General features: G+C 44.9%; 22 protein-coding genes. 10 read left to right on the top strand and 12 right to left on the bottom strand.

Annotated features, from left to right (window positions below; genetic code table 11):
* Positions 1-44 precede the first annotated feature (44 nt).
* Entirely contained in the window at positions 45-623 is a 579-nt protein-coding gene (locus I6E86_RS10975; protein WP_197177512.1) for a YchJ family protein, read from the top strand.
* Between the two features lie 8 nt (positions 624-631).
* Here the strand turns inward: I6E86_RS10975 and I6E86_RS10970 are convergent, their stop codons facing one another.
* The 3 genes from I6E86_RS10970 to I6E86_RS10960 are packed head-to-tail and all read right to left on the bottom strand — an operon-like array spanning position 632 to position 3,148.
* A complete protein-coding gene (locus tag I6E86_RS10970; protein WP_197177511.1) occupies positions 632-1,582 on the bottom strand; it encodes a class II glutamine amidotransferase in 951 nt (316 codons plus the stop codon).
* A complete protein-coding gene (locus I6E86_RS10965; RefSeq protein ID WP_227680634.1) occupies positions 1,583-1,924 on the bottom strand; it encodes a hypothetical protein in 342 nt (113 codons plus the stop codon). It abuts the gene before it with no gap.
* Positions 1,925-1,984: 60 nt separating this feature from the next.
* Positions 1,985-3,148 (bottom strand): homoserine kinase, encoded by a 1,164-nt coding sequence (locus tag I6E86_RS10960; RefSeq protein WP_197177510.1) that lies wholly within the window; start codon positions 3,146-3,148, stop codon positions 1,985-1,987.
* Positions 3,149-3,338: 190 nt separating this feature from the next.
* On the opposite strand from I6E86_RS10960, the gene hisF reads away from it, so the two are divergent.
* The 9 genes from hisF (at position 3,339) to truC (ending at position 12,615) form a co-directional block, all read left to right on the top strand.
* On the top strand, positions 3,339-4,121 hold the full coding sequence (gene hisF, locus I6E86_RS10955) for an imidazole glycerol phosphate synthase subunit HisF (RefSeq protein ID WP_197177509.1): 783 nt from the start codon (positions 3,339-3,341) through the stop codon (positions 4,119-4,121).
* Positions 4,122-4,305: 184 nt separating this feature from the next.
* Positions 4,306-4,827, top strand: coding sequence for a 6,7-dimethyl-8-ribityllumazine synthase (gene ribE, locus I6E86_RS10950; protein ID WP_197177508.1), 522 nt, complete (start codon positions 4,306-4,308; stop codon positions 4,825-4,827).
* Positions 4,828-5,073: 246 nt separating this feature from the next.
* Entirely contained in the window at positions 5,074-5,922 is an 849-nt protein-coding gene (gene nusB / locus I6E86_RS10945; protein WP_197177507.1) for a transcription antitermination factor NusB, read from the top strand.
* Between the two features lie 2 nt (positions 5,923-5,924).
* Positions 5,925-6,956 (top strand): thiamine-phosphate kinase, encoded by a 1,032-nt coding sequence (thiL, locus tag I6E86_RS10940; protein ID WP_197177506.1) that lies wholly within the window; start codon positions 5,925-5,927, stop codon positions 6,954-6,956.
* Between the two features lie 3 nt (positions 6,957-6,959).
* Positions 6,960-7,541: a phosphatidylglycerophosphatase A gene (locus tag I6E86_RS10935; protein ID WP_197177505.1), complete on the top strand. Its 582-nt coding sequence runs from the start codon at positions 6,960-6,962 to the stop codon at positions 7,539-7,541.
* Between the two features lie 268 nt (positions 7,542-7,809).
* Entirely contained in the window at positions 7,810-9,186 is a 1,377-nt protein-coding gene (gene glmU, locus I6E86_RS10930; RefSeq protein ID WP_197177504.1) for a bifunctional UDP-N-acetylglucosamine diphosphorylase/glucosamine-1-phosphate N-acetyltransferase GlmU, read from the top strand.
* Positions 9,187-9,298: 112 nt separating this feature from the next.
* The gene (locus I6E86_RS10925; protein WP_197177503.1) at positions 9,299-9,670 is read left to right on the top strand and encodes a hypothetical protein; all 372 of its coding nucleotides are present in this window, start codon (positions 9,299-9,301) and stop codon (positions 9,668-9,670) included.
* Positions 9,671-9,792: 122 nt separating this feature from the next.
* A complete protein-coding gene (gene glmS / locus I6E86_RS10920) occupies positions 9,793-11,637 on the top strand; it encodes a glutamine--fructose-6-phosphate transaminase (isomerizing) (protein ID WP_197177502.1) in 1,845 nt (614 codons plus the stop codon).
* A gap of 219 nt (positions 11,638-11,856) precedes the next feature.
* Positions 11,857-12,615, top strand: coding sequence for a tRNA pseudouridine(65) synthase TruC (gene truC / locus I6E86_RS10915; protein WP_197177586.1), 759 nt, complete (start codon positions 11,857-11,859; stop codon positions 12,613-12,615).
* Between the two features lie 234 nt (positions 12,616-12,849).
* Here truC and I6E86_RS10910 read toward each other — a convergent pair whose 3' ends face one another.
* From I6E86_RS10910 to I6E86_RS10870, 9 genes are all read right to left on the bottom strand, one after another.
* Positions 12,850-13,341, bottom strand: coding sequence for a hypothetical protein (locus I6E86_RS10910; RefSeq protein ID WP_197177501.1), 492 nt, complete (start codon positions 13,339-13,341; stop codon positions 12,850-12,852).
* A 917-nt stretch (positions 13,342-14,258) separates the two neighbouring features.
* A complete protein-coding gene (locus I6E86_RS10905; protein WP_197177500.1) occupies positions 14,259-15,074 on the bottom strand; it encodes a sulfite exporter TauE/SafE family protein in 816 nt (271 codons plus the stop codon).
* A 173-nt stretch (positions 15,075-15,247) separates the two neighbouring features.
* Positions 15,248-15,763 carry a flavin reductase gene (locus I6E86_RS10900; RefSeq protein WP_197177499.1) on the bottom strand — a complete coding sequence of 172 codons (516 nt, stop codon included), beginning with the start codon at positions 15,761-15,763 and terminating at the stop codon, positions 15,248-15,250.
* A 172-nt stretch (positions 15,764-15,935) separates the two neighbouring features.
* A complete protein-coding gene (locus I6E86_RS10895; protein WP_197177498.1) occupies positions 15,936-16,964 on the bottom strand; it encodes a methionine synthase in 1,029 nt (342 codons plus the stop codon).
* Positions 16,965-17,002: 38 nt separating this feature from the next.
* On the bottom strand, positions 17,003-18,025 hold the full coding sequence (locus tag I6E86_RS10890) for a DUF1852 domain-containing protein (RefSeq protein ID WP_197177497.1): 1,023 nt from the start codon (positions 18,023-18,025) through the stop codon (positions 17,003-17,005).
* A gap of 327 nt (positions 18,026-18,352) precedes the next feature.
* A complete protein-coding gene (gene ahr, locus I6E86_RS10885; protein WP_194365068.1) occupies positions 18,353-19,354 on the bottom strand; it encodes an NADPH-dependent aldehyde reductase Ahr in 1,002 nt (333 codons plus the stop codon).
* A 301-nt stretch (positions 19,355-19,655) separates the two neighbouring features.
* Entirely contained in the window at positions 19,656-20,270 is a 615-nt protein-coding gene (locus I6E86_RS10880; RefSeq protein ID WP_197177496.1) for a YceI family protein, read from the bottom strand.
* Positions 20,271-20,431: 161 nt separating this feature from the next.
* A complete protein-coding gene (locus I6E86_RS10875; RefSeq protein WP_197177495.1) occupies positions 20,432-23,536 on the bottom strand; it encodes an efflux RND transporter permease subunit in 3,105 nt (1,034 codons plus the stop codon).
* Positions 23,533-24,846, bottom strand: coding sequence for an efflux RND transporter periplasmic adaptor subunit (locus I6E86_RS10870; protein WP_197177494.1), 1,314 nt, complete (start codon positions 24,844-24,846; stop codon positions 23,533-23,535). Before I6E86_RS10870 ends, I6E86_RS10875 begins: the two co-directional genes overlap by 4 nt.
* Between the last annotated feature and the right edge of the window lie 168 nt (positions 24,847-25,014).

Raw genomic sequence — 25,014 nt, 5'->3', positions numbered from 1 at the left:
GCTATTATGAGACCATTAAGCCCAAATAAAAATTAGAGTAAAACATGCAACCTTACCCAGATACTTGCCCTTGCCAAATCAATCCAACAGCAGAGACGACAAGCTCTACTTTATCCTATCAAGACTGCTGCCAGCCATATCATGATGCTTTTTATAATGGTGAAATTGACAAAGCAGATGGTATAAAAGCGGAGACAGCCGAGCGGCTTATGCGTACGCGCTATAGTGCCTTTGTGCTCGTAAAACCAGAGTATATCGTTAAGACCACAGTGCCTGCGCAGCAACCATTACTTAATGTTGCAGCGATTGAAAGTTGGGCAAAAGAGACCGACTGGGCAGGATTAGAGATTGTAGAGCACACACCCAAGCTCGGTAAACGTCATGCACAGGTTGAGTTTAAGGCTTATTTTAATACTAAGAAAAATGCAGGTGATTTAGCAGCAAAAGTACAGGCGCATCATGAACTGTCTGCTTTCGTAAAGGCAAAAAGCAAAGCAAATGATGATACGCGCTGGTACTTCTTAGATCCGACGGTTACGATGACTGTTAGCCAAAAACAACCGTGTATTTGTGGATCTGGTGAGAAGTTTAAGCGATGTTGTGGAATGTATCTACTATCGTAGTCTAACCCCTAAACACTCGCCCCAACTTCCCGTGCAATCGCAATGCCTTCATCAACGGTCAAAAACTTGCGCTGGCTTGGACTGTCTTTATAAATGACATCACCATCTTGGAATATCAGACATTCATTGACGGCTAACTGTTGCCATTTCTCATTTTCAGTTAATGGCACGGTAACTAAAATCGTGACTTTATCCGTGTCTGTGGTCACATCACCAAAATTGATCGCCAAATCATCATCAGCCAATTTGGCCTCACCGAATGGGGCTTTGCGCGTGAGATAAAACAACAAGCTACCCGCATAAGCCAATTGCCAGCTGCCATTTGATATCAGGCAATTAAACAGACCATTCGCAGACAGATAACGACATTGCGTGGTCAAAAAATTAAACAGCGTTTTGTCATCAGGGCGTGATTTAAAACTGCTTTTTAGACGATTAATCAAGTAGCAAAACGCCATTTCAGAATCGGTCGTACCGACTGGCTGACAATGCGCGGCATTGCCATTGTCTTGTAAGCGCTGACAGCGTTTGATAAATTCGCTATTCATCTGACCGTTGTGCGCAAACACCCATTGCTCGCCCCAGACTTCACGGACGAATGGATGCGTATTTGCCAAGCAGTTCTGCCCTTGTGTCGCTTTACGGATATGCGCGATGACATTCATAGCCTTAATCGGATAGTTATTGACTAGGTCGGCGACTGGCGATAGATGGCTTGGTCGGTTGTCATGAAACAGACGCAGCCCTGTTGAGGCGTTTTTCGCTGCGCTATTCGGTTGCGCTCGTACCAACGTATCACTTGCCGCCTTATTACTGTCAGCACACTCACTACGCTCAAAAAATGCAATGCCAAAGCCATCTTCATGACTATCAGTCATCCCGCCGCGCTTGCGAAATCCTGCAAAGCTAAAGCCAATATCGGTTGGGGTATTACAGTTCATTCCTAAGAGTTGACACATTTACAGTTCACCGCCTTTATTGTTTGGTGTGGCATCTTTATCATCTTGCATGGTATGCAGATCCGTTTCTGGCCTGATGCCAAGCTCTGCATCGCTCATATTGGCGAGCAAGTCAGCTCTAGCACTACTGTCCGTATCGACACCTTCGAGGATACGCTGTGCTTGGGGCAAATCTGTATTTTCTACCCACAGTACGATACCAGAGTTCATACCAGGGATCGCACTTAGCGGTTGCAGCGATACGGTAATGCCGTTATTACGTAGCAGATTGGCATGCAGCTCGCCTTGCATATTGGTATCAAAGCGCGCCAGTTTATGCCAGTTATCAACTTGATCGGTCATGGGGTCGCCTCTAAGGTTTCGGTACTAAAATTGGTACTAGAATAAGTGAATAAGCAACGTTTACGACAATTGATCTAGCGTATATTCTTCGATTGTAAACTCACTACTGTTTAACTTTTCCTGCGCTTGCTCAGCTTGCGTGATACTGCTAAATATACCGACTATCTGATTGTCTGGTTTGTTTAATAGCACAAATACGGTATTTTGCGACTTTTCGACATGTGCCCAATGGTAAGCTGCCAAGCGTTTCATCAAGTCAGGGTTTTTGACCATAATGTTGTCACCCGTACGGCCTTCAGTACGGTTGTAATGAATCACGTTTAAGCGTAACAACCAAAAAATCACCGCCGCTTTTGCCAGCATAACAGGTAGCGCACGATTTTCATCATTATTCAGCGGACGTACCGACTCATAACCTTGTAAGAAAGCCGCCATCTTGCTGCGGTCAAAGTTCACTGACTCGCCTTGTTCGGCAACGCCCCACGTGGTACAAAAATCATTAATAGTAATGGCAATATCCATCACATAATGCTCGACACTGACTTCGGTAAAGTCTAGTAAACCTGTCAGACGCGCTTCACCTTTTTGCAGATTCCATAGGGTATTATCAGCAAATATATCCAAATGACATAGACCATTAGGCAAGGTTGCCAATGGTAATTCTGAGTAAGAGCGCCAAATATCACTCATCAGCTTAGCTTCGTCACCTGGCATGAACTGCATTTCACGATCACGGACATCTGCCCATGGATATAAAGGCACGCCGTACTGTTCAGCAGGTTGCAGTGCTTGTAACGTCTCATGCAGCAACGCTAACGCCGCGCCAATGTCATGACACATCGCTTGCGTGGTTTGCTCTGGATGTGAGCCTGCTAGGCATGGCACTAGCGTAATCGCTTTGTTTTCATAATGGATAACATAGCGCTTATCATCGCCATCTATCCGCGAACCATTTGATTCAATAACTGATAGCGGTGCGGCGACTGGCAGTTTGCCATTTAATTGATTGAGAATAACGGCCATCTTTTCGATATCGGCAGGTGGACGCTCTTCAAATAAAGTGAATACATAAGAGTATGTACCATCTACATCGTCAGTCGTTTGAATAAACCAGTTTGAGTTTTTAATACCTTGAGTGATCGGAATCGCACGGGCAAATGACACACCAAAGCTTTGGCAAAAGGCGGCAAACTGATCATCGGTTAACTGGGTATAGACGGACATGACATCTCACTTATAGCAATTGGATAAGAAGTTAAAAAAGGTAAATGTAGATAGTAATGAGAGCAATTGTACCGCGCCTGCTCATATTATGGCGAAAAGCGTAATAATCTTGTGAAAAACTGCCTGATATACGGGCGTTTTTGCTAGACTAGTGCCTATAGAATGAATTGATTATAAGGTGAAAGACCCTATGTTAGCAAAGCGTATCATCCCCTGTTTGGACGTTGACAATGGCCGTGTGGTCAAAGGCGTGCAATTTGTCGATATCAAAGATGCAGGTGATCCTGTCGAAGTCGCCAAGCGCTACAATGAACAAGGCGCTGATGAGATTACTTTTTTGGACATCACTGCGACCAACGATGAGCGCGATACCACTTATCATACTGTTGAACGCATGGCTGAAACAGTATTTGTACCGTTAACGGTAGGCGGCGGCGTGCGTAAAATCGCTGATATCCGCAATTTGCTCAATGCTGGCGCGGATAAGGTAGCGATTAACTCAGCCGCCGTGTTTACCCCTGAATTCGTTGGTGAAGCGTCGCAGAAATTTGGCAACCAATGTATCGTCGTTGCCATCGATGCCAAGCGTGTTGCTGATATCGACATCGACGGTATTAAAGTACCACGCTGGGAGATTTTCACCCACGGTGGACGTAAGCCCACGGGGATTGATGCGGTGTCATGGGCAGTTAAAATGGCAGACCTCGGTGCCGGTGAACTTTTGGTCACCTCGATGGATGGCGATGGCACCAAAAAAGGCTATGATTTGGCATTGATGAAGCAAATTACCAGCCGTGTCAATGTGCCAGTTATCGCCTCAGGCGGTGTCGGTAACTTACAGCATTTAGCAGAAGGTGTACTAGAGGGCGGCGTCGATGCGGTGCTTGCGGCCAGTATTTTTCACTTTGGTGAGTATACGGTTCAAGAAGCCAAAGCTTATATGGCAGCGCAAGGGATACAGATGCGTCTTTAGCACGCTCGTAAAATACAAATACACCAGAAAAAAATGCTATCATAGCGCTAACCATTTATTTTCGTTCATTTAACCATGGCATCGCCCACATAATCGGCGAACATATTACCTGAACGCAGCATGATATTTAGCGACTTATTTACACCCCTATTTCATTGAATACTCTATTGAGCAAAGGATTTTTATGTCAAATTTACAACAGCAGCGCAATGATGTCACCCATATCGACGGTAACCTACATCAAAATGCTGATGCCCGTATTGGTATCGTTGTTGGTCGTTTTAATGGTTTTGTCGTTGAGTCATTGGTTGACGGTGCAATCGATGCCCTACTTCGCCATGGCGTATTGGGTAGCAATATCACTGTTATTCGTGTGCCTGGCGCATTTGAGCTACCATTGGTCGCCCAGCGTGCCGCTGAATCAGATCGCTTTGACGCGATTGTGGCTCTAGGTGCCATCATCCGTGGTAGCACGCCGCATTTTGATTTTGTTGCTAGCGAATCTGCGAAAGGCTTAAGCAGCGTAGCGATGGATTATAATATTCCTGTTGCCAATGGCGTATTGACCACTGATAGCATCGAGCAAGCCATCGAACGCTCTGGTACCAAAGCGGGTAACAAAGGTTCTGAAGCAGCGATGGTCGTACTAGAGATGATCGCGGTTCTGTCACAGCTAGACATCGATGACGAAAGCGTTGATGCTTAATTTTACTGACCGTTAGTATTGACCGCTAGGCAGTCTCTATTCGACTGTTTAGCGGCTTTAGTAACCTCTAGAAGCATTGCTACTTAAATAGCACCTATCAGCAATATTATTTGTAAAGTTAATGAGGGGGTTATGGTTATTACGATAGCCCTCATCATATAACTTCGATATCCAAGACTGACTGGCAAAACGTGCCAGCCGACCACTATTTAACATTCTATTTCAAAATTCAGGTATTGATCCGTTATGACTGACCAACTCAAGCAGGCTATCAACGCTGCAAAAAATGCACAAACCAATGAACAGCAAGCGGAAGCTACCCGTATCGCGAGCAGCAGTACGGGTGATCAAACCTTTGATATGAGTGAGTCTTCTTATAAGACCAGTCATACTGCTATTCGTAAGGCACGCCGCTTTGCGATGCAAGGTCTGTACGAATGGCTTGTGACTGACCGCCGCTTTGATGTAGACGGCAAGCTTGGCTGGAAAGCCAATGCACCAAACGATATCGCTGCCCGTACTCGTGCCACCAATGCGATGCACACCGTGCACATTGGCTACTATCACGAGATGATGCGTGATATTCCAGAGCAAATTGAAGCATTGGATGCTCTGATTACTCAGCACCTTGACCGTGACGTTTCAAAACTAGACACAGTCGAACATGCGATACTTCTGATTGGTGCCTATGAGCTTCAAAACCGTCTGGAGATTCCATACAAAGTAGTGCTTGATGAAGCGATGAAACTGAACAATCATTTTGGCGCAACAGATGCTCATAAGTTGATCAATGCCGTACTGGATAAGATGGCTATAGAACTGCGTGCTATCGAAGTACAAGCAGACACCAATGCCAACGTACGTACCTCACAAAAAGCAGCCGCCAAACAAGCTGAGACGGCACTTACTGATAGCATCGAAAACGTTGATACAACAGAACATCCAATCGACAGTGAGTCAACTGCGTCAGACAAGCCGCGTATCAGTGCCAACAACACCGCCGTTAAACGCAATAGCGCGAGCAAAGCCAACGCAAATATCAGCGAGTTTAAGGCCAGCAAACAAGACAGCACTGACGCGAAAAACCAAGACTAGTTATGAACGAGTTTGAACTGATTGAGCGTATATTTTCACAGATGCAAGCGGCGCACTCGCCGCTTGCTGGTCTCGAAAAAGGTATCGGTGATGATGCCGCTGTGATGACATTGCCAGCTGGGTCACGCTTAGTGAGCTGCATTGACACCTTGGTTCAAGGTCGTCACTTCGCGGCCGATTGGCAAAAAGTTGACGAGTTGGCTTTTTCGATTGGTTATAAAACGGTAGCCGTCAACGTCTCAGACATTGCGGCTATGGGTGCCACGCCGCACAGTATATTACTGGCATTAGCGCTGCCGCGACAACTTGCTAATGAACAATGGCTTACTGAATTTGCCAAAGGTTTGTTTCATGCCTGCCAGCTGTTTGGCGTGACATTGATTGGTGGTGATACTACACGCAGCGAGCATTTGGTTCTAAGTATCAGTGCACAAGGCTTTCTCATGGCAGATACGCCTGCAGTCTATCGCACAGGCGCACAAGTTGGTGATAAGCTCTATGTGTCAGGCACGCTTGGTGATGCGGCATATGCTCTAAAGTATCCTGATAGCACTCAAGGTATAGAGCTGGCTCACAGGTTACATATGCCGACACCGCGTATCGCGCTAGGCGCAGCACTAGCCAAAGTTGGTGCGACGGCGATGATAGATATCTCTGATGGTCTTTATCAAGATCTAGGTCATATCTGTCAGCAAAGCGCTGTGGGTATGCGAATTGATGTGGAGCATCTACCGACTAGCGAACCACTGGCAACGGTTGACTTATCTGAGCGATTGTTGTGCCAGCTTGCAGGCGGTGATGATTATGAGTTGGCGTTTACGTTGCCTGCACATATTGAGCCCCCTATCACCAACACAGCTATCACCTGTATTGGTGAAGTAATCGCACTGTCAGATGACATCGCGACAGAGGCCAACAAATCTATAGCACTGCACCCTGAACTGTATTATCAAAATCAGCTAATCACTCGAACTCAGCACGCGCCATTTGCCACATGGCCCAACCTTACTGGTTACCAACATTTTACAGGTTAGCCCATGACTGATCATGATTTATCCAAACCTGATATCAGTAAAGCCAATGACTGCCCACCTTTGCCTAACAATGCCAGTGCGCTCGATCGTATGGTCTATTGGTTAGGTATTGGTTTGGGCAGTGGTCTACCGCGCCGTGCACCCGGCACGTGGGGTACCGTTGGCGGATTAGTCATCGCCATACCACTGATGAGTTTGGGCTTTATACCTTTTTTAATTCTAACAATTTTATCTTGTATTGTTGGTGTTTGGATCTGCGGACGCACATCCGAGCTGATGCAGGGTCATGATGACCCGCATATTGTTTGGGATGAGTGGTCTGGTATTTGGATTACCCTACTGCCTTTTTCTTACATGGGTGTGGCGACCACAAACTTTTGGCAAGATGTCTCTCAAGAGCTTTCTATTTTCGCCATTGTTATTGCTTTTATACTTTTTCGGTTTTTTGATATTATTAAGCCGCTGCCGATTGGATGGGCTGATAAAAAGGTTGCTGGTGGGTTAGGCATCATGCTTGACGATATCATCGCAGGTATCATGGCAGCAGTGATATGGGTAGTGGTGATGTTTGGTGTGCTGTTGTAAGCTATAGTCAAATCCATATGAATCCGCTACATCGTCACCCTCGCTAACCATACTGATGTATCGTTTGCACTCGGCGTCCTTGTATCGAAATTATTTGAACTCAACTATACACAACCTCTTATGCTAGCTATTTGAATACCCTCTCGCATAGATGATTGATGTATTGTTATCAGGTTGTATTATAAATGCCTGTATATCAAAACATTTTTTTGAATGAACATTTGCGCTATAATCCAATCTTATATTTTGTTACATTTGTAGGGCTATTATGACATCTCCTCTTTCTGTGATTATTCTGGCTGCCGGTAAAGGCACACGTATGCAGTCTGCAAAGCCAAAAGTTTTGCAGACTCTAGCGGGTAAATCTTTACTGAGTCATGTATTAGATACTTGCCATCAGTTGACGGTTAATGAAACCATCATCGTCCACGGTTTCGGCGGTGATCAAGTAAAATCTGAGATCAGCAGTCAATACACGCAAGCCTCTATCACTTGGGTGGCTCAAACTGAGCAGTTAGGGACTGGCCATGCGGTCAAAGTGACGCTGTCTGATTTGCCAACATCAGGACAAAGCCTCATTCTCTATGGTGATGTACCATTAGTAAGCTGCCAAACATTAACAGCATTAAAAACAGCCAATACTGATGGTATGTCGATGTTGACCCTGACGGTCGAAAATCCATTTGGATTGGGCCGTATCAAGCGTGATCCAGCAGGTAATATTGAAGCCATCGTTGAACAAAAAGATGCCAGTACGGATGAGCAAAATATTAAAGAAATTAACAGCGGTATTTATTGCGTAGACAATGCGCTACTGCATAAGTACCTGCCTGAGCTCTCTAACGATAATGCTCAAAAAGAGTATTACCTCACCGATATCGTCAAAATGGCCGTTGCTGATGGTATTACCATTGCAGCGATTGAACCTGAGCATACTTTTGAGATTGAGGGTGTCAATAACCGTCAACAGCTTGCGAGCCTAGAGCGTACATGGCAACGTAAGCTCGTCGCTGATCTACAAGAAGCGGGCGTGCAATTTGCTGATCCTACCCGTGTCGATATTCGTGGTACGCTGACCGCAGGTCAAGATGTGTTCGTGGATGTCGGTGTGGTATTTGAAGGCGACTGCGTTTTGGGTGATAGTGTCTATATAGAAGCAGGCTGTGTCATCAAAAATGCTCATATCGGTAATGCCTGTCATATCAAGCCTTACTGCGTCATCGATCGTGCTGAGATTGGTGCGGGTGTCGATGTCGGGCCTTTTGCACACTTGCGTCCTGAGACTGTACTGTCTGACAACAGCAAAGTTGGTAACTTCGTAGAAATTAAAAAATCGACTATTGGTCAAGGCAGTAAAGTCAATCATCTCAGTTACGTCGGTGATGCCACTGTCGGTACAGGTGTCAATATCGGCGCTGGCGTCATTACTTGTAACTATGATGGCGTCAATAAATCGCAAACCATCATTGAAGACAATGCCTTTATAGGCTCTAATGCCAGTCTAGTTGCACCAGTGACCATTGGCGATACAGCTACAGTGGCTGCTGGTTCTGTGATTACTAAAAACGTTGATAGTAGTGCATTAGCATTTGGCCGCGCACGACAAACCCAAAAAGACAACTTTCAACGACCGACTAAAAAGTAACAGGTTTGTTAATAGTCAGTTTCATTGCGTCCATATTTGAGCAGATATAATCCGTACGATAGTTTCTATGCTACTGCCCAATCTGAGTAAGCATACTTCGAGAGTGCCGACTATGAAAAAACTATTCGCTGCTATGGTGTTGTTAACCACCTTGACGTCATATTCAGTGGCGTCAGCGAGCACCACTATAGAATATGATGCAAAGTGCAAATACTTTGATGCTAAAAAATTATTGAAATATTCAGGTAAATGTCATTTTAATTGGGGCGTTGGAATGAACCCTAAGTCTAATGGCATAATGTCAACCTATCAGCGTTATATCATGACTTACCCCAATGGCAATGAAGTTTGGATATTTATCAATGATGATGACTCTGCTACTGTAAACGATATCCCAGCGATGTCTCTAAAAGCAAAAAACGGCTACGAGAAAGTAAAAACGACTCAAGGTGAAATATTTGAATTTACCAAGGGTTCAGAGTGACTAGAGATGCATTCAAACAAAAACTGATTTGATTCTAAAAATTGATTTGGTTTATATGTTTTGTGAATGATATCCAAAAATAGACACAACAATCATTAAAAATAATCAGTTAAGGAATAGCCATGTGTGGAATCGTAGGGGCAGTTGCTGAGCGAAATATCGCTAATATTTTATTAGAAGGTTTGAAGCGCCTAGAATATAGAGGTTATGACTCAGCTGGTTTAACAGTCATCCGTGATGGCGAGTTACATCGCGAGCGCCAAGTCGGTAAAGTACAGGCACTGGTTGATGCTGTTGCTATCAATCCAGAGTTTTTTGATGGGCATATCGGTATCGCTCACACGCGCTGGGCCACTCATGGTGAGCCTGCACAGCGCAATGCGCATCCCCATGTTTCAGGTAAGATTGCTGTCGTTCACAATGGTATCGTCGAAAACTACGCTGAGCTAAAAGAAGTATTGATAACCAAAGGCTATGAGTTTACCTCGCAGACAGATACTGAAGTCGTGGCGCATCTGATTCATGATATCTACAAAAAGACGCCTGACTTATTAGAAGCGGTGCGCACTATTATCCCAATGCTACATGGTGCTTTTGCTTTGGGTATCGTGCATGTGGACAACCCAGATGAGCTCATTACGGTACGTCTGGGCTCACCACTCGTCATCGGTGTGGGTATCGGTGAGAACTTTATAGCCTCAGATCAATTGGCATTGCTGCCAGTGACCAATCGCTTTATGTACCTAGAAGAAGGCGATATCGCCAAACTGACTCGCAGCAGCATTCAAGTTTTTGCAGATGGTGTTGAAGTCCAACGTCAAATACATGAAATTGATGCCACCCAGCATAGCGCGGACAAAGGCGAGTTTAAGCACTACATGCTCAAAGAAATCTATGAGCAACCAGATGCCGTCGCCCGCACGCTTGAGATGGCAGTAGACAATGGCGAAAGCAGCAAGTTACGTGATGACTTTTTGCAGCGTCATGAGTCTCAGCTGTCAGGTATCCGTCATGTACAAGTGATTGCCTGCGGTACCAGCTATCACTCGGGACTGGTCGCGAAATACTGGTTTGAGAGTATGATCCGTATTCCGTGTTCGGTCGAAGTGGCCAGCGAGTTCCGCTATCGTAACCCTGTGGTGGTAGATAACTCACTAGTGATTTGTATTTCTCAATCTGGTGAGACAGCCGATACGCTATCTGCATTACGTGATATCCAAAAGCACATGCCAGCCGGTTTGGTCAGCTTGGCACTATGTAATGTACCGACTTCATCACTAGTACGTGAGACGGATATTTTCTTGCCAACACTGGCAGGACCTGAGATTGGTGTGGCATCGACCAAAGCCTTTACGACTCAGCTAGTGGCTCTGATGCTATTAATATTAAAAGTTGGTATCGCTCAGCAGCGTATGACTGATGAGCGTTTGGGTACATTGCTCGCTGAGCTACAGCAGTTACCTGGACAGTTATACGCCAGCCTAAACCTTGATGGGCCCATCAAGGCCATGAGCCAGCACTTTGAAGACAAGAAAAGTTGTTTGTTCTTAGGACGCGGTCTACAGTACCCAATAGCTTTAGAGGGCGCACTAAAACTCAAAGAAATCTCTTATATCCATGCTGAAGGTTATGCAGCAGGTGAGCTCAAACACGGCCCGTTGGCACTGGTCGATAAAGACATGCCAATCGTGGTGCTCGCACCCAAAGACAGTATGTTTGACAAACTCAAAGCCAACATGCAAGAAGTACACGCACGTCATGGTGAGTTGTTTGTATTCGCAAGCGAGTCCAGTCAGATGGTCGAAGAAGATCGTCTACACGTGGTCTATGTCCCTGATGTGAGTGAAGCGCTAGCTCCTATCGTCTATAGCGTACCTGTACAGCTGCTGTCGTATCATGTCGCCGTGATGCGTGGTACTGACGTCGATCAGCCCCGCAATTTGGCCAAGAGCGTTACGGTGGAATGATTTTTGCTAGCATGTAGTTATGATTGTGAGCGAGTAATAAAGTATCATACTGAGTAATTACTCGCCATACTGCATAATGACCAATCATACTATTGTGCCACCCCAAGTCCTTCGTCATCTGGTATTAATGAGATGGCGAAGGATTTTTTATGTCTAATGACATAGAGAAATATCAATAACTTATATAATAATAGTATCTAAAATATGGGCACTAAAAGCATGGATATCGAGAGCGACACCGCTGATCAAATAGAGATTATTTATGAAGATGAGCATCTGGTAGCGATAAATAAAGAAGCGGGATTATTGGTGCATCGTAGTTGGCTAGACAAAGGCGAGACGCGCTTTGCCATGCAGCTCACTCGTGATGCGGTAGGGTGCCATGTGTTTCCAGTGCATCGGTTAGACAAGCCCACATCAGGCGTATTATTGTTTGCTAAGAGCTCAGCTGTGGCGCGCAGCCTTGGCGAGGCCTTTACGGCACATACTGTGACGAAGCAATATCTAGCTGTAGTACGCGGCTTTATGCCAGACCAAGGCACCATTGATTATGCGCTTAGCTTTAAACCTGATGCCATTGCCGATAAATTTGCCGACTTAGACAAGCCTGCTCAAGAGGCGGTGACCCATTGGCAAAGCTTGGCACAAGTTGAGCTACCATTTGCGGTATCAAAAAAGCATGACACTAGCCGCTATAGTCTGGTGCGCTTGACACCCGAGACAGGGCGCAAGCATCAGCTGCGTCGACACATGAGACATGTATTCCATCATATCGTGGGCGATACCAGCCATGGTGATATACGGCACACACGATTTTTTCGTACTCACTATGACTGTACGCGCATGCTGCTGCATGCTCAGACTTTAGCGCTCAGCCATCCGGTCACTGGCGAGCCATTGTTGCTAAAAGCAGGATTAGATGACCAATGGATGCGTATCTTAGAAGAATTCTCTTGGGTAAGTAGTGCTAAAGCTTAAACTTATCTAAAATAATCAGTGAAAAAAGCCAAAATACCGCTGCTAAAGGTTCGGTTCCCTAGTGAGGACTTGAATACTAAGCTATAGACTAATAATATCGGTAGTTTTGGTTAATTAGATCATAGTAGTGTACTTCACAGTACACATGTAACAAGGAATTCAAGAGCAGATATGACCATTTTTTTATTGTGAACTAACTATAATGACCACACGTTATTACAGAGCTTTCAAATTTCAATAACTAATATATCTATCTTTATCATACATCTTCTTCACTGACTCAGGCGTGATCACAACAGGATCATCCAAAAACAGATCTATCTCTTCATTAAGTAACTTTTCATCTATTTTTTCTAGATGCTTATAATCACCATTTAACGAGTGGACATATTTTTTAAATGATTCAGGAAGGTTTAATTGATAGTTTTTCATATAATATATATGAGATTCGGCCCAACAATATTTGCCACCAGATAAAGAAGCTGTAGGTATTGAGCTAAAACCATTGACAACATCACGCTCACTGAAAACACCGCCACAATAAATACCTTTTCTCATATACTTCACTAGGATTTCCATTTCCTTTTTTTCTAGAGTCCCTATGTGGTCTTTAATTCTTGGATAACGAGATAATATACCCTCCCCCAGGTAGTATTCTGAGTCAGGGCTTCTAAGTTTGTCAGGTATTTCTTCGTAGTAATGAGGTAGTAATTTAAATTTTTTCATTGTATGAACCGCCCCGACTATATCGGAGATTCTTTATTTAAGTTAGGCCGCTTGGCTTAACCGATTAAGTATCTTTACTGGTTCGATGCGCTATACAGGAATCGAACTGCTTTGGGAAATTCTTTTATTCTAACCTCCCTTATATCTAGGAGATTTCCACAACTCAGGCATATGAGGGAAATTTACAAACTCTTCATCTATTCTCTCAATATATGTTAATCCATCTATAGCAACATAGTCTTCATCGAACAAATAGCTCTATAAATTAAGTAGAACATTTCATTACATTATTCACGCTGGTATTTGACTAGGTTACAACCAATACAATTAGCTTGAGATGCGTTAAGCGACATTTAATACACGTAAAGTAATGGATTAGATATGACCGAAAGAGTAACCAATAAAGCAATTTTCAGTAGTAGAATTTTTTCAATTAATTATGTTACCTACCCTACTAACCACAGCGTTATGAAACACTGTGACCCCGTGCAAAAAGGCCGTTATTACAAATTAAACTTTGTCTTAATTCAGCCTAAAGTTGGTGGTGTGTTCGAGTGTTCAAACTGCATTATAAACCTGTTCGACAGAGTTTATTTATTTCGTCCCGATAAATATGAGCACAGTGTTTCACGAATTCAGTCTGGTAAACGCGTGTTATTGAGTTTTGCTTTGAATATTTAGCCAAAGCTTATTAAAGCTGGGTAAACTGTCGAGTTATTTTCCTTTGATTGGTTTGCCATAGGTATACCCCAACGGAACCAGCTATTTCACTCTTCAAACGTATTAATAGACTACTTATAACAGACTGATATAATGGAACCATTTATAACGGACTACTAAGCCAGACATGATTCTCCGTATTAAGCACTACCATGCTATTCATGACCCTTATATTTTAAATACACCAATACAGATAATTAGAACAATCCTTTATAAAGGAAGTAACACCCTACTACGGTCAACAGTACTGCAAAACATTTTTTTAATAGTTGCGGTGATAATATATGAGCGACTTTTGCCCCTATCTTGGCGGTAAAAAAGCTCATGATGCTAATACCTAAGAAAGCATAAATGTGGACAAAGCCGAGCGTATTGGGCACATTGATTTGCGCCTGCATCCCAAAGATCATAAACCCTAATGCCCCGGCAATTGCAATAGGCAGGCCACACGCCGCTGACGTGCCAACTGCCTTTTGCATCACCACACCATATCGCGTGAGATAAGGCACCGTTAAGCTGCCGCCGCCAATCCCAAAGATGGCAGAAGCGATACCAATAACGCCACCTGCTGCTAGTTGCTTAGATTTTGAAGGTAGTACTGCATCAGTGTTACTGACATTATTATTCGCTTTATTTTTGCCACCTATAAACATTTTATAGGCAACCCACAGCAAAAATACGCCAACGATGAGCTGAAGATATAATCCTGATATCTGCCCTGCAATCCCTGCACCCAAAAAACACCCTATCGCTAAACCTGGTACTAGATTCTTAAAGACAGGCCACATGACTGCGCCTCGTTTATTGTGCGCCATTAGCGAGCTAATAGATGTCACAATAATGGTCGCAAGCGAGGTCCCTAGCGCCAAATGCATGATATTGTCAGCAGGGTAACCCATTTGAGTAAAGACGATAAAGAGTAGCGGTACGATGATCGTGCCACCGCCCACGCCAAACAGCCCCGCCGCAAATCCTGCTAGAGCACCTATGATTAAAAAAATGATGAGTTCCACGGAATATTTACTTCTCAGATTGATGATGAATCTAGTTGATTCAGTTTAAAAGACAGACAAGGCAACCGAATGCAGATGTATAGGTGATACTTCAAATGAGGTTAACGCTGTCACTCTTTTATAGAGGATTGACTATAGTTTGATAGCTATTTAATAATAGCCAGACAATTAACTTAAGCGATGTCCACTTGACCCACTCGAGAATAAGCACGGTTAAAATAAACCAAACCCTCCTCTGACCCATCTTGCTGCTCAGATTGTTTGATGGCGACCACTCGGCACATAAAAACACTGTGCGTACCCACTTCCTGAATATGCTCAATCTCACAGTCAAAACTGACCAATGCATCTTCTAGAATAGGAGAGCCTGTTACCAGCTGAGTCCAAGCACCCTGTTCAAAGCGCTCTGCTGACTGTAGTTTTGAGGCAAAAGTGTTAGAAATTGATTCATGATGAGCGCCCAATACATTGACGCTCAATGTTCTGTTTTCAATAAAATATGCATGTGAGCGTGACGTCTGATTCATACAGACGAGCAAGGTTGGGGGTGTATCGGTGACACTGCATACAGCCGACGCCGTAAACCCATGAACGCCCGATACGCCTTCTGTCGTGACCACGTTGACCGCTGTCGTCAATAAAGACATGGCATCTCTAAAATCAGTTGCTTCAATCCTATCTTTAATCATTGCTGAAATCCTGAAAAACGTTAAAAAATTGTGCTTCAATTTTAGTTTTGCAAGGGAAATCCTTTAAATAGAATTTCCTCAACGACTGAACGTTAATAAGCATCCTTCAAGTTAAAAACCCAACCTACAAAAGCTACAAAAGCCAAATTTACATAAGTTTATTTAATAAGCCCTAAGCGCTCAGTTCTTGACGAACGATTTTGGCACCTGCACTTAATGCGGCGAGCTTACCTCGTGCAACTTGGCGAGACAACGGTGCCATGCCGCAGTTGGTCGCAGGATAGAGCTTATCCGCATCCACAAACTGTAATGCTTTGCGTAAGGTATCTGCCACTGCCTCAGGGGTTTCAATATCATTGGTGGCCACATCGATCGCACCAATCATCACTTTTTTGCCACGAATGAGTTCTATCAAATCCATGGGTACGCGTGAGTTCTGACATTCAAGTGAGACAATATCAATTTTCGATTGCTGCAATTTAGGAAATGCTTGCTCATATTGACGCCACTCTGAGCCCAGTGTTTTCTTCCAATTATTATTGGCTTCGATACCATAGCCGTAGCAGATATGTACCGCAGTTTCACATTTGAGACCCTCGATGGCACGCTCTAACGTGGCAATGCCCCAGTCGTTGACGTCATCAAAAAACACATTAAAGGCGGGTTCATCAAACTGAATGATATCCACGCCAGCAGCTTCTAATTCTTTCGCTTCTTGATTTAGAATTTTAGCAAATTCCCAAGCCAATTTCTCACGGCTTTTATAATGACCGTCATATAGCGTATCAATCATCGTCATCGGCCCAGGTAGCGCCCACTTAATTGGCTGATCCGTCTGCTGACGTAAAAATTTAGCGTCTTCAACAAATACTGGCTTTTGACGGCTCACAGCACCAACCACTGACGGTACACTCGCATCATAACGATTACGAATTCGAACGGTCTTGCGCTGCTCAAAATCTACGCCATCGAGATGTTCAATGAACGTGGTCACAAAATGCTGACGGGTCTGCTCGCCATCACTGACGATATCAATCCCTGCATGTCGTTGTTCTTGCAATGACAACCGCAGAGCGTCCTGTTTGGCTTCAATCAGCTGCTCGCCGTCTAATGCCCAAGGCGACCAGATTTTTTCAGGTTCTGCCAACCAAGAAGGTTTTGGTAAGCTGCCAGCAGTTGAGGTTGGTAGTAATATATCCATGATAATTTGTCTTCTTTATTTTATGTAGGGATTAGCAATTAGGCAGCGTATTTTTTAACTGATTCTTTTTGATCAATTTTGTTTATAGCGTCATAGCTTGCTGCCCATTCCTCAAGTATCGCTTGGTATGGCTTAATGAACGTCTCTTCAGTGAATTTGCCTTGCGTCACCGCCATTTGGCTGCGCTCTTCGCGATCGTACACAATTTGCGTCAATGAATAATCTTGGTATTTAAGGCTTGGCTGATAGACATCACCGGCGCTTGAGTTTGCATTATAAATCTCAGGACGATAGATTTTCTGAAAGGTCTCCATGGTACTGATCGCACTGATGAGCTCAAGAACGGTGTAATCACTTAGCAAATCACCCGCAAAGTAGAACGCTAACGGTGCGGCACTATCAGCAGGCATAAAATAACGTACGGTTAGACCCATTTTATGGAAATAGTCGTCAGTCAATGAATAGTCATCCTGTCTATACTCAACCCCCAATACAGGGTGTTTGTTGGCCGTACGGTGATATGTTTTGCTGGTTGAGACACTCAGGCAAATAACAGGCGCTTTGTTAAAGTTGGCGGTGTAGGCCTCTGATTGCAATACATACTGGAACAGCTTGCCATGTAAATCACCAAAACTCTCTGGCGTTGGCGTGTTTGGTTTTTTACTAAAATGCTCTGATAGCACGATGCTAAAGTCATAGTCACGCACATAAGAGGAGAAGCTGTTGCCGATCATGCCTGCAATACGCTTATTGTCTTTATGATCGACGATCGTGGTTTTGAGCGTTTCGATAACGGGAAAAGTATCACCATCACCTGCAATATCCATATCAACTGAGATGATGTCAACCTCAACAGAATAACGGTCTGCGGTTGGGTTGTCCCAATGCGCCAATGCATTAAAACGGTTATTGATCATTCTTAACGTTTTGCGTAGGTTCTCTTGACGATGTTCACCACGCGCCAAATTCGCAAAGTTAGTCGTCAGACGCGTGCTGTCTGCAGGATGATAGTTTTCATCAAAACGAATGCTCGAAATGGAACAGCTAAAATTTTTGCTCATGGTGACTCACTACCCTATTCTCGTTATCTGAGATAAACCAAATGTTTGTATGGGATGAATCATACCTAAATTTAAACATGAATAAAAATGATACTATTTTAATAAAAGATGAATAATATTCATGTTTATAAATTTGTATCACAGTGATTTTAATTACTGCTTATATTGCATCGGTAGCAAAGTACTTTTTTATACGTTGCTCTGTTTAATGGTATCAAGCATTTGTATCAGACAAAAAAATAGTAGTGATACGCCATTTATGAAATGACGTATCACTACTAGGATTAGAACTGGCTACCTTTAGGGGTTGGTAACCTTTAGCGACTTCTACTCTCTTTCTAAGACCACTCTATAACGAGCATTACCGCTTTCTAGTCGCTCGAATGCTTCGTTTATCTCAGACATTTTATAGGTTTCAGTCACTGGCTGAATCTTGTGACGCGCTGCAAAATCTAACATTTGACGAAGCGTCGCAGGCGAGCCAACTGGTGAGCCTGACAAGCTGTTTTGCGCCATGATCATTGGAGCCGCAGCAATTTCTAACGGCGCTTCTAATATACCAACAAAGTGTAATCGACCTTTTGGCTTCAAGGTCTTGATGACCACGTCCCAATTCATGTCTACATTCACAGTCGAGATAATAAGGTCGAATGAGCCTGCTGCTTTTTCGATTTCGCTATCTTCTCTTGAGTTTAGGCAGTGATGCGCGCCGAGCTCTTTGGCTTCTTCCATTTTTGATTCGCTGGTGAATGCGGTTACTTCACAGCCCCATGCATTAGCAAATTGTAATGCCAAATGACCCAAGCCACCAATGCCGATCACAGCCACTCTTGAGGTTGGTTTGATGTCGTACTGCATCAATGGGTTAAATACTGTGATACCGCCACAAAGTAATGGTCCTACAGAATTAAAATCCAAACCTTCTGGGATTTTTATCACACTGGTATCTTTTGCACGTACTTTATCAGCAAAACCGCCATGATTGCCGATGATGGTGCCTTCTTGCTCGGCACATAGGTTATGGTCACCGCCAATGCATAAATCACAAACGTTGCAATAGCCTTTGTGCCAGCCTAGACCCACTTTATCGCCAAGCTCTAATTTTTTTACATGCTTACCTTTTGCCAGCACTTTACCAGCCACTTCATGACCACCCACAAAAGGGTATTGCGTCATACCCCATTCGTTTTGCCACATGGACAAATCACTGTGGCAAACGCCGCAGCTGTGTACTTCGATTTCTACTTCATGATCGCCTAGAGTGCCAGGCTCGTATTGGTAAGGGGCGAATTTTCCGCCTTTTTCTTGTGCTGCATAAGCGTTAATCATCATCACTTCCTTATTTTTTTAGTGTTTCAGGGTCTTTATTGAGTATCAAAATCTATCAAACCAATCTAAACGGCTGAGCGTCTAGAGACTAAAATAGGATAATAATACTCACAAGTAGACCGTTCGACTTGAACGCGCTAAGACTATCATAATACCGAGCGTGATACCCAAAAAACGACGAATCACCAACACTACTGTCAGACCTCTTTACTGTCAGATCTCTTTTATTAAAATCTGTTAACTAGCATTGCTGAAACGATGCTTGCTCGAACCTTCGTAAGTCTTTAGAAAATGCATAGCACTAACGCTTTGCAGCTTCTATCTGAATGTTCAGCCGAACTTTTTCAGTGATGCCCAATAGCGTATATTTGCTGATACCCCATTTGGTGCGATCAATAGTCGTTGTAAAATCACCACCGCAGACTGGTTTTTTCAATATTGGATTTAGATAGCAGTTGAACTTGGTGGCGGTCAATGTAATCGGATTGGTTTTGCCATGCAGCGTCAACATACCATCGACCTTACTGACATTCGTCTTATCCCCTTCAGTCGAAAAATGCCATTTAGTGGATTCAAATTGAACCAATGGAAACTGCTCTACATCAAAAAAATCTGTGCTTTTGAGGGCGATATCAAATGCGGTATCACCCGTATTTAAGCTATTTAGAGGAATGACGAGCGAGATATCACCGGTCTTAGCTGCTGGGTCATAATCTAGCTGCCCCGTTACGTTATAAAAGCCGCCTGTGTTGGTCGAGGTATTAAAATGGTCAATAGCAAAGCGTACATTGGTATGGGTGGGGTCGATATCGTAAGTTGCTGCTTGACTACTGGCGATACCCAACAGGCTGATGCATAAAGCTAGTATAGGCTTTTGAGAGGACAGTATGACTGTCGAGAGGGATAGTTGATTCATGAAGGCATTCCTTTGCAATAGTAAATGATGCGGCAATCACATCCTTTATGACTGTGCGCTTATATAATGACAACAAGCCCATACTTAAGCAATAAATATGAGCTTGTCTATTTTTGATTCGGTTGCGACTGCTAGGTTAGCGATCAGATAGAAACACTCAATTATATTTTACTATCTGTCACTGCTTTCTCTTTGCCACTAGGCACAAGCCACTTAGCAAACCATCCTGACAAATCATCCATCAACGTATAGACCACAGGTATCACCACCAGACTGAGTAGCGTAGAAGTTACTAGACCACCCAAAACAGCAGCAGCCATCGGTCGTCTAAAGGTAGGATCTGCATCACCCCAACCAAATACCAGTGGCAGCATACCTGCACCCATCGCAATGGTGGTCATCATAATAGGCCGCGCGCGCTTATGGCAAGCATCAACTATCGCCTCAAAACGTGCAAGCCCGCGACGCTGCGCAATGAGCGCATAATCGACCAACAAAATAGAGTTTTTGGTCGCAATCCCCATGAGCATAATAAAACCAATCATAGAAGGCATCGAAAGACTGCTATTGGTAATGACCAAGCCAACAAATGCGCCACCTATCGATAGCGGTAACGCCATCAAAATAGTAAACGGCTGCAGCAAACGTCCAAATAGTAGAATCAGCACACCCAAAATACAGACCACACCCACCGACATCGCGATGATAAAACCGCTAAAGAGATCCGCCATGTTTTCGGCTTGGCCTTGATCGATAATAGTAATCGAAGCAGGCAATTGCTGCATGGTCGGCACCGCTTTGACTGCTTGCACCAAATCACCAAGCTCACCATTGGCAGGTTGCACGGTGATGCTAATCGCACGCTCTCGGTCCAGTCGACTAATCTGAGCAGGCCCTGTGCCAAAGCTCAAATCAGCCACTTCACCCACACGCACCCCTTGCCCTGCTGGCATGGTGCTTGGCACATACAGTCCTTCTAACTGACTGACGTTTTGTTTGGCAATATCTGGCAGACGCACTACGATGGGAATCTGACGCGTGTCCAAATTGAGCTTAGACAGACGCTGCTCATAGTCGCCCACAGTTGCGACACGTAGCGTGGTGGCGATGCCCTCAGTGGTCACGCCTTTATCCGCCATCGCCAATCTATCGGGTGTCACTGTCAGCTCTTGGCGCGGCAAGCTGCGATCACTGGTTACCGCGCCTGCACTTGGCAAACCGCGAATCTCGGTCATGATTTTTTGGGCAGTTTGCTCAAGCAGCTCTGGATTGGTACTGGTCAAAGAAAAATTATAACCACTCTCACCGCCACTCGACAGTCCAACCGTGAAGCGGGCACCCGGTACTTCGGTCATCAATTGGCTGATTTTGCGTTCTATCTCTTTTTTGGTGCCGCGTTCTGCACGCGGTGCAAGCACAATATCCAACCCAGCGATGTTTTCTGCTTTACCACCGCCACCATCCGACGCACCCATCGACGCCTGAGCCTCCCCCACGGAAGAAAAAATATTGGTGACCTCAGGCATCGCTAAGATGCGCGCACTGGCCAATGCTGCCACTCGCTCCGTATCCGCGAGCGCCACATCAGGTGTCAGCTCAATAGACACACGTGTTTGATCAATATCGTTGTCAGGGATAAATGCTGTGGGCAATAATTTAACAAGCCCTAAAGAGGCCACAAACAGTACCACTGTCGCACCCATCGTCAGCCAACGATGACGCAGTGTCCAAGTCACTATTTGCAGGTAACGCGTCATGAGCGCACTCTGTTTTTCGACGTGCTTTTTTTCTGGGCGCAGTATGTACGCCGCCATCATGGGCGTAATTAACCGCGCTACCATCAGTGAGGCAAAAATTGACAGTACAGCTGTCCAGCCAAATTGACGGAAAAACTGCCCTACAATCCCGCCCATAAAGGCCGTCGGCAAAAACACCGCAATTAGAGTGAAGGTTGTGGCAACCACGGCTAAGCCAATCTCATCGGCGGCTTCCATCGCCGCCTCATAAGGCGTTTTGCCCATACGTAAATGACGTATGATGTTTTCGACTTCTACAATTGCATCGTCTACCAGCACTCCAATTACTAATGACAGCGCCAACAGAGAGATGATATTGAGACTAAAATCGAACAGATACATGCCCAAAAAGGTTGGGATAACAGACAATGGCAACGCCACTGCCGCTACGATGGTCGCGCGAATATTACGTAAAAAGAGAAATACCACCACTACCGCGAGCAGTCCGCCTTCGATGAGCATTCGTAGCGAGGCTTGATAGTCCTCTGCGATAGGGGTTGCCCGATCATAGACTTTTTCGATACTGATATTGCCGACGTCTGCCGTCAGCTTAGCAAGCTCCAGATCCACGAGCTCCATCACTTCAACTTCACTGGCACCACGTGAGCGAGTGACATTAAATGCCACCACCGTTTGATCATTGAGCTTGGCGATAGAGTTGGGGTCAGCTGGGCCATCGGTGATGGTTGCCATACGCCCAAGCGCTTGCGTACCACCTGCAGGCACAGCGATTTGTAGATTATTCAGCTCATTTGCCCGCTCAACAGCGCCTAATACACGAATGGTTTGGGTGGTGTCCCCAACTTCTGCCTCACCGCCAGAGCTGTCTTGCTGAATGCCAGCGATTTGTTGGGACAATTGCGAAATCGAAAACTTCAAACCACTCAGAGAAATAGGGTCAGCAGCAACGGTAATCTCACGCTGTAGCCCGCCGACACGGCTCACCGTACTGACGCCAGGTATGTCAGAGAGACGTTTGGTAACCGTATCATCCACAAACCATGATAAGTCTTCTACGCTCATGTTTTTGGCAGCGACAGAGTAAGTCACGACTGGGAACCCAGCTGTAGAGACCTTGGTAATAATCGGATCATTGGCAGCGGCAGGCAAGTCTCCTTGCACCTCACCAACCGCCGAGCGTACATCGTCGACGGCTTCTTGAATGTCTTTTTCTAACGTAAATTCAGTGGCAATCGTTGCCGCACCTGTCTGTAGGGTGGTGCGAATATGGCTGACGCCTTCGATACTAGTGATCTTGTTTTCAATTTTTTTGGCGATATCATTTTCGAGCTGTGAGGGTGCAGCACCTGGTAGTGTCACGGTGACCACTACAGCGGGCAAGTCGATATCTGGGAACTGCTGCACCTTCATTTTCATAAAGCCGTAGATGCCGCCCAATGTCAGGAGCACAAACAGCAAGATAGCCACGAGTGGATTTTTAATCGAATAGGACGAGACGTTTAGGCTCATGGTTGTGCCTGCGCTGCTGTACTCGTTTGGCTTGCGCCATTAACGATACGCACCAGATCTCCATCGTTCAAAAAGCTACCGCCTTGTTTGACGATTTGGCTATCATTAGGTAATGCCTCTACCACTGCTACGCTATCGCCCACGCGTGCGCCTAAGGTCACGCGTTGCTGCTTAATGCGACCTACTTTTTGCTCTTGTCGATCAGCGCTTGTTTGTGTGACCAGCATCACATAGTCATAGCCATCATTACTGACAATTGCGCTATTGGGTATCATCTGGGTACTGGTATTGCCTAATAGAAACTCACCCGTCTGATACATGCCGGCCCGTACTTTTGGGTTGGCAGCTAAGCTTGCATAAATAGTGATTTGGCGATTGTTATCAGCGGTCGGTGCAATACGGCGCACTTGACCCATGACCGAGTCACCACCTGTCAGGCTAACTTTCACAGCAGTGCCAATATTGATGTCTCCAATCAGCTTCGGGTCGATATCAGCCCGCCACTCTAGGACACCGTCTTTGATAATCGTAAACAGTGGCTCACCGCCTGCCACCTGTCCAACTTCCACCATTTTCTCACTGATAATACCGCCGACAGGGGCGACAACGGTTGCATTTTCTAAGGTCAAACGTTGATTGTTTAAGCGGGCTTTGGATGCCTGCAATGATGCTCTTGCTCGCACCTCAGAGGTGCGGTAACGATCCGCTTCTTGTTTGCTGATGGCATCAATATCTATCAGTGGCAATACACGAGCAGCATCAGCACTGGCGTTCGCTAACGTGGCTTCAGCTTCTGCAACATCTGCTTGCGCTTGCAACACTTGCTGCTCCACCGCGTCCGTATCAAATATCGCCAATACTTGACCTGCTTTGACACGATCCCCCTCTTCGACCAATATGCGCTCTATCGCAACACCATTGACTTTCGCACTGACATTCGCAGTGTCTTTGGCACTAATTGTGCCATCAGCACTGAGCGTATTGCCAATATCATCTTGACTTGGACTGACAGTCTCTACTGAGAGTACCGCTTGCTCAGTACTCACATTGTCGTCCGTCGTCTGACCACTTGCCACAGCGTTAGAGGCTGCTGAGTCATCTGTGGTCACATCGCTAGTATTCCAGTATCTACCCAACAATACGCCTGCAAATAACACAGCCGCCAATACTGGCCATAGCCATAATGGTATCTTGGCAGTCGGTTTATCAGTGACCTCTGCTTGACGATAAGGCGGCAGTTGGCTATTCGCTAACGTCTCCTCATGACTGGCTAAATCTGTCTTATTGTTGGGGTCTGAAAGGTCACTCATAATCGGTCTCTATAAATAAGCGTACTGGTGAAAATCGGTAAGCAAGAGCTGAAAATACAAGTGAGAACAATAAGATATCAACGATTTATATTGATGGCACTCAATCACATTGTAGCTCATTGGACTTAGACGTCAATTGTGATGCCTATCTGCCCAGTCAATCTTTGT

It is taken from the genome of Psychrobacter sp. SWN149 (assembly GCF_015864565.1).
In the GTDB taxonomy this organism is placed as follows: Bacteria; Pseudomonadota; Gammaproteobacteria; order Pseudomonadales; family Moraxellaceae; genus Psychrobacter.
The sequence above is the reverse complement of the archived record's forward strand: the minus strand, read 5'-3'. Positions and strand labels throughout refer to the sequence as shown.

Coding starts and splice junctions, on each gene's coding strand:
- I6E86_RS10925 (WP_197177503.1), top strand. CDS start 9,299: ATGAAAAAACTATTCGCTGCTATGGTGTTGTTAACCACCTTGACGTCA.
- hisF (WP_197177509.1), top strand. CDS start 3,339: ATGTTAGCAAAGCGTATCATCCCCTGTTTGGACGTTGACAATGGCCGT.
- I6E86_RS10965 (WP_227680634.1), bottom strand. CDS start 1,924: ATGACCGATCAAGTTGATAACTGGCATAAACTGGCGCGCTTTGATACC.
- I6E86_RS10880 (WP_197177496.1), bottom strand. CDS start 20,270: ATGAATCAACTATCCCTCTCGACAGTCATACTGTCCTCTCAAAAGCCT.
- I6E86_RS10910 (WP_197177501.1), bottom strand. CDS start 13,341: ATGAAAAAATTTAAATTACTACCTCATTACTACGAAGAAATACCTGAC.
- I6E86_RS10890 (WP_197177497.1), bottom strand. CDS start 18,025: ATGAGCAAAAATTTTAGCTGTTCCATTTCGAGCATTCGTTTTGATGAA.
- I6E86_RS10970 (WP_197177511.1), bottom strand. CDS start 1,582: ATGTGTCAACTCTTAGGAATGAACTGTAATACCCCAACCGATATTGGC.
- ahr (WP_194365068.1), bottom strand. CDS start 19,354: ATGATTAACGCTTATGCAGCACAAGAAAAAGGCGGAAAATTCGCCCCT.
- I6E86_RS10895 (WP_197177498.1), bottom strand. CDS start 16,964: ATGGATATATTACTACCAACCTCAACTGCTGGCAGCTTACCAAAACCT.
- ribE (WP_197177508.1), top strand. CDS start 4,306: ATGTCAAATTTACAACAGCAGCGCAATGATGTCACCCATATCGACGGT.
- I6E86_RS10975 (WP_197177512.1), top strand. CDS start 45: ATGCAACCTTACCCAGATACTTGCCCTTGCCAAATCAATCCAACAGCA.
- truC (WP_197177586.1), top strand. CDS start 11,857: ATGGATATCGAGAGCGACACCGCTGATCAAATAGAGATTATTTATGAA.
- glmS (WP_197177502.1), top strand. CDS start 9,793: ATGTGTGGAATCGTAGGGGCAGTTGCTGAGCGAAATATCGCTAATATT.
- nusB (WP_197177507.1), top strand. CDS start 5,074: ATGACTGACCAACTCAAGCAGGCTATCAACGCTGCAAAAAATGCACAA.
- I6E86_RS10870 (WP_197177494.1), bottom strand. CDS start 24,846: ATGAGTGACCTTTCAGACCCCAACAATAAGACAGATTTAGCCAGTCAT.
- glmU (WP_197177504.1), top strand. CDS start 7,810: ATGACATCTCCTCTTTCTGTGATTATTCTGGCTGCCGGTAAAGGCACA.
- I6E86_RS10960 (WP_197177510.1), bottom strand. CDS start 3,148: ATGTCCGTCTATACCCAGTTAACCGATGATCAGTTTGCCGCCTTTTGC.
- thiL (WP_197177506.1), top strand. CDS start 5,925: ATGAACGAGTTTGAACTGATTGAGCGTATATTTTCACAGATGCAAGCG.
- I6E86_RS10900 (WP_197177499.1), bottom strand. CDS start 15,763: ATGATTAAAGATAGGATTGAAGCAACTGATTTTAGAGATGCCATGTCT.
- I6E86_RS10935 (WP_197177505.1), top strand. CDS start 6,960: ATGACTGATCATGATTTATCCAAACCTGATATCAGTAAAGCCAATGAC.
- I6E86_RS10875 (WP_197177495.1), bottom strand. CDS start 23,536: ATGAGCCTAAACGTCTCGTCCTATTCGATTAAAAATCCACTCGTGGCT.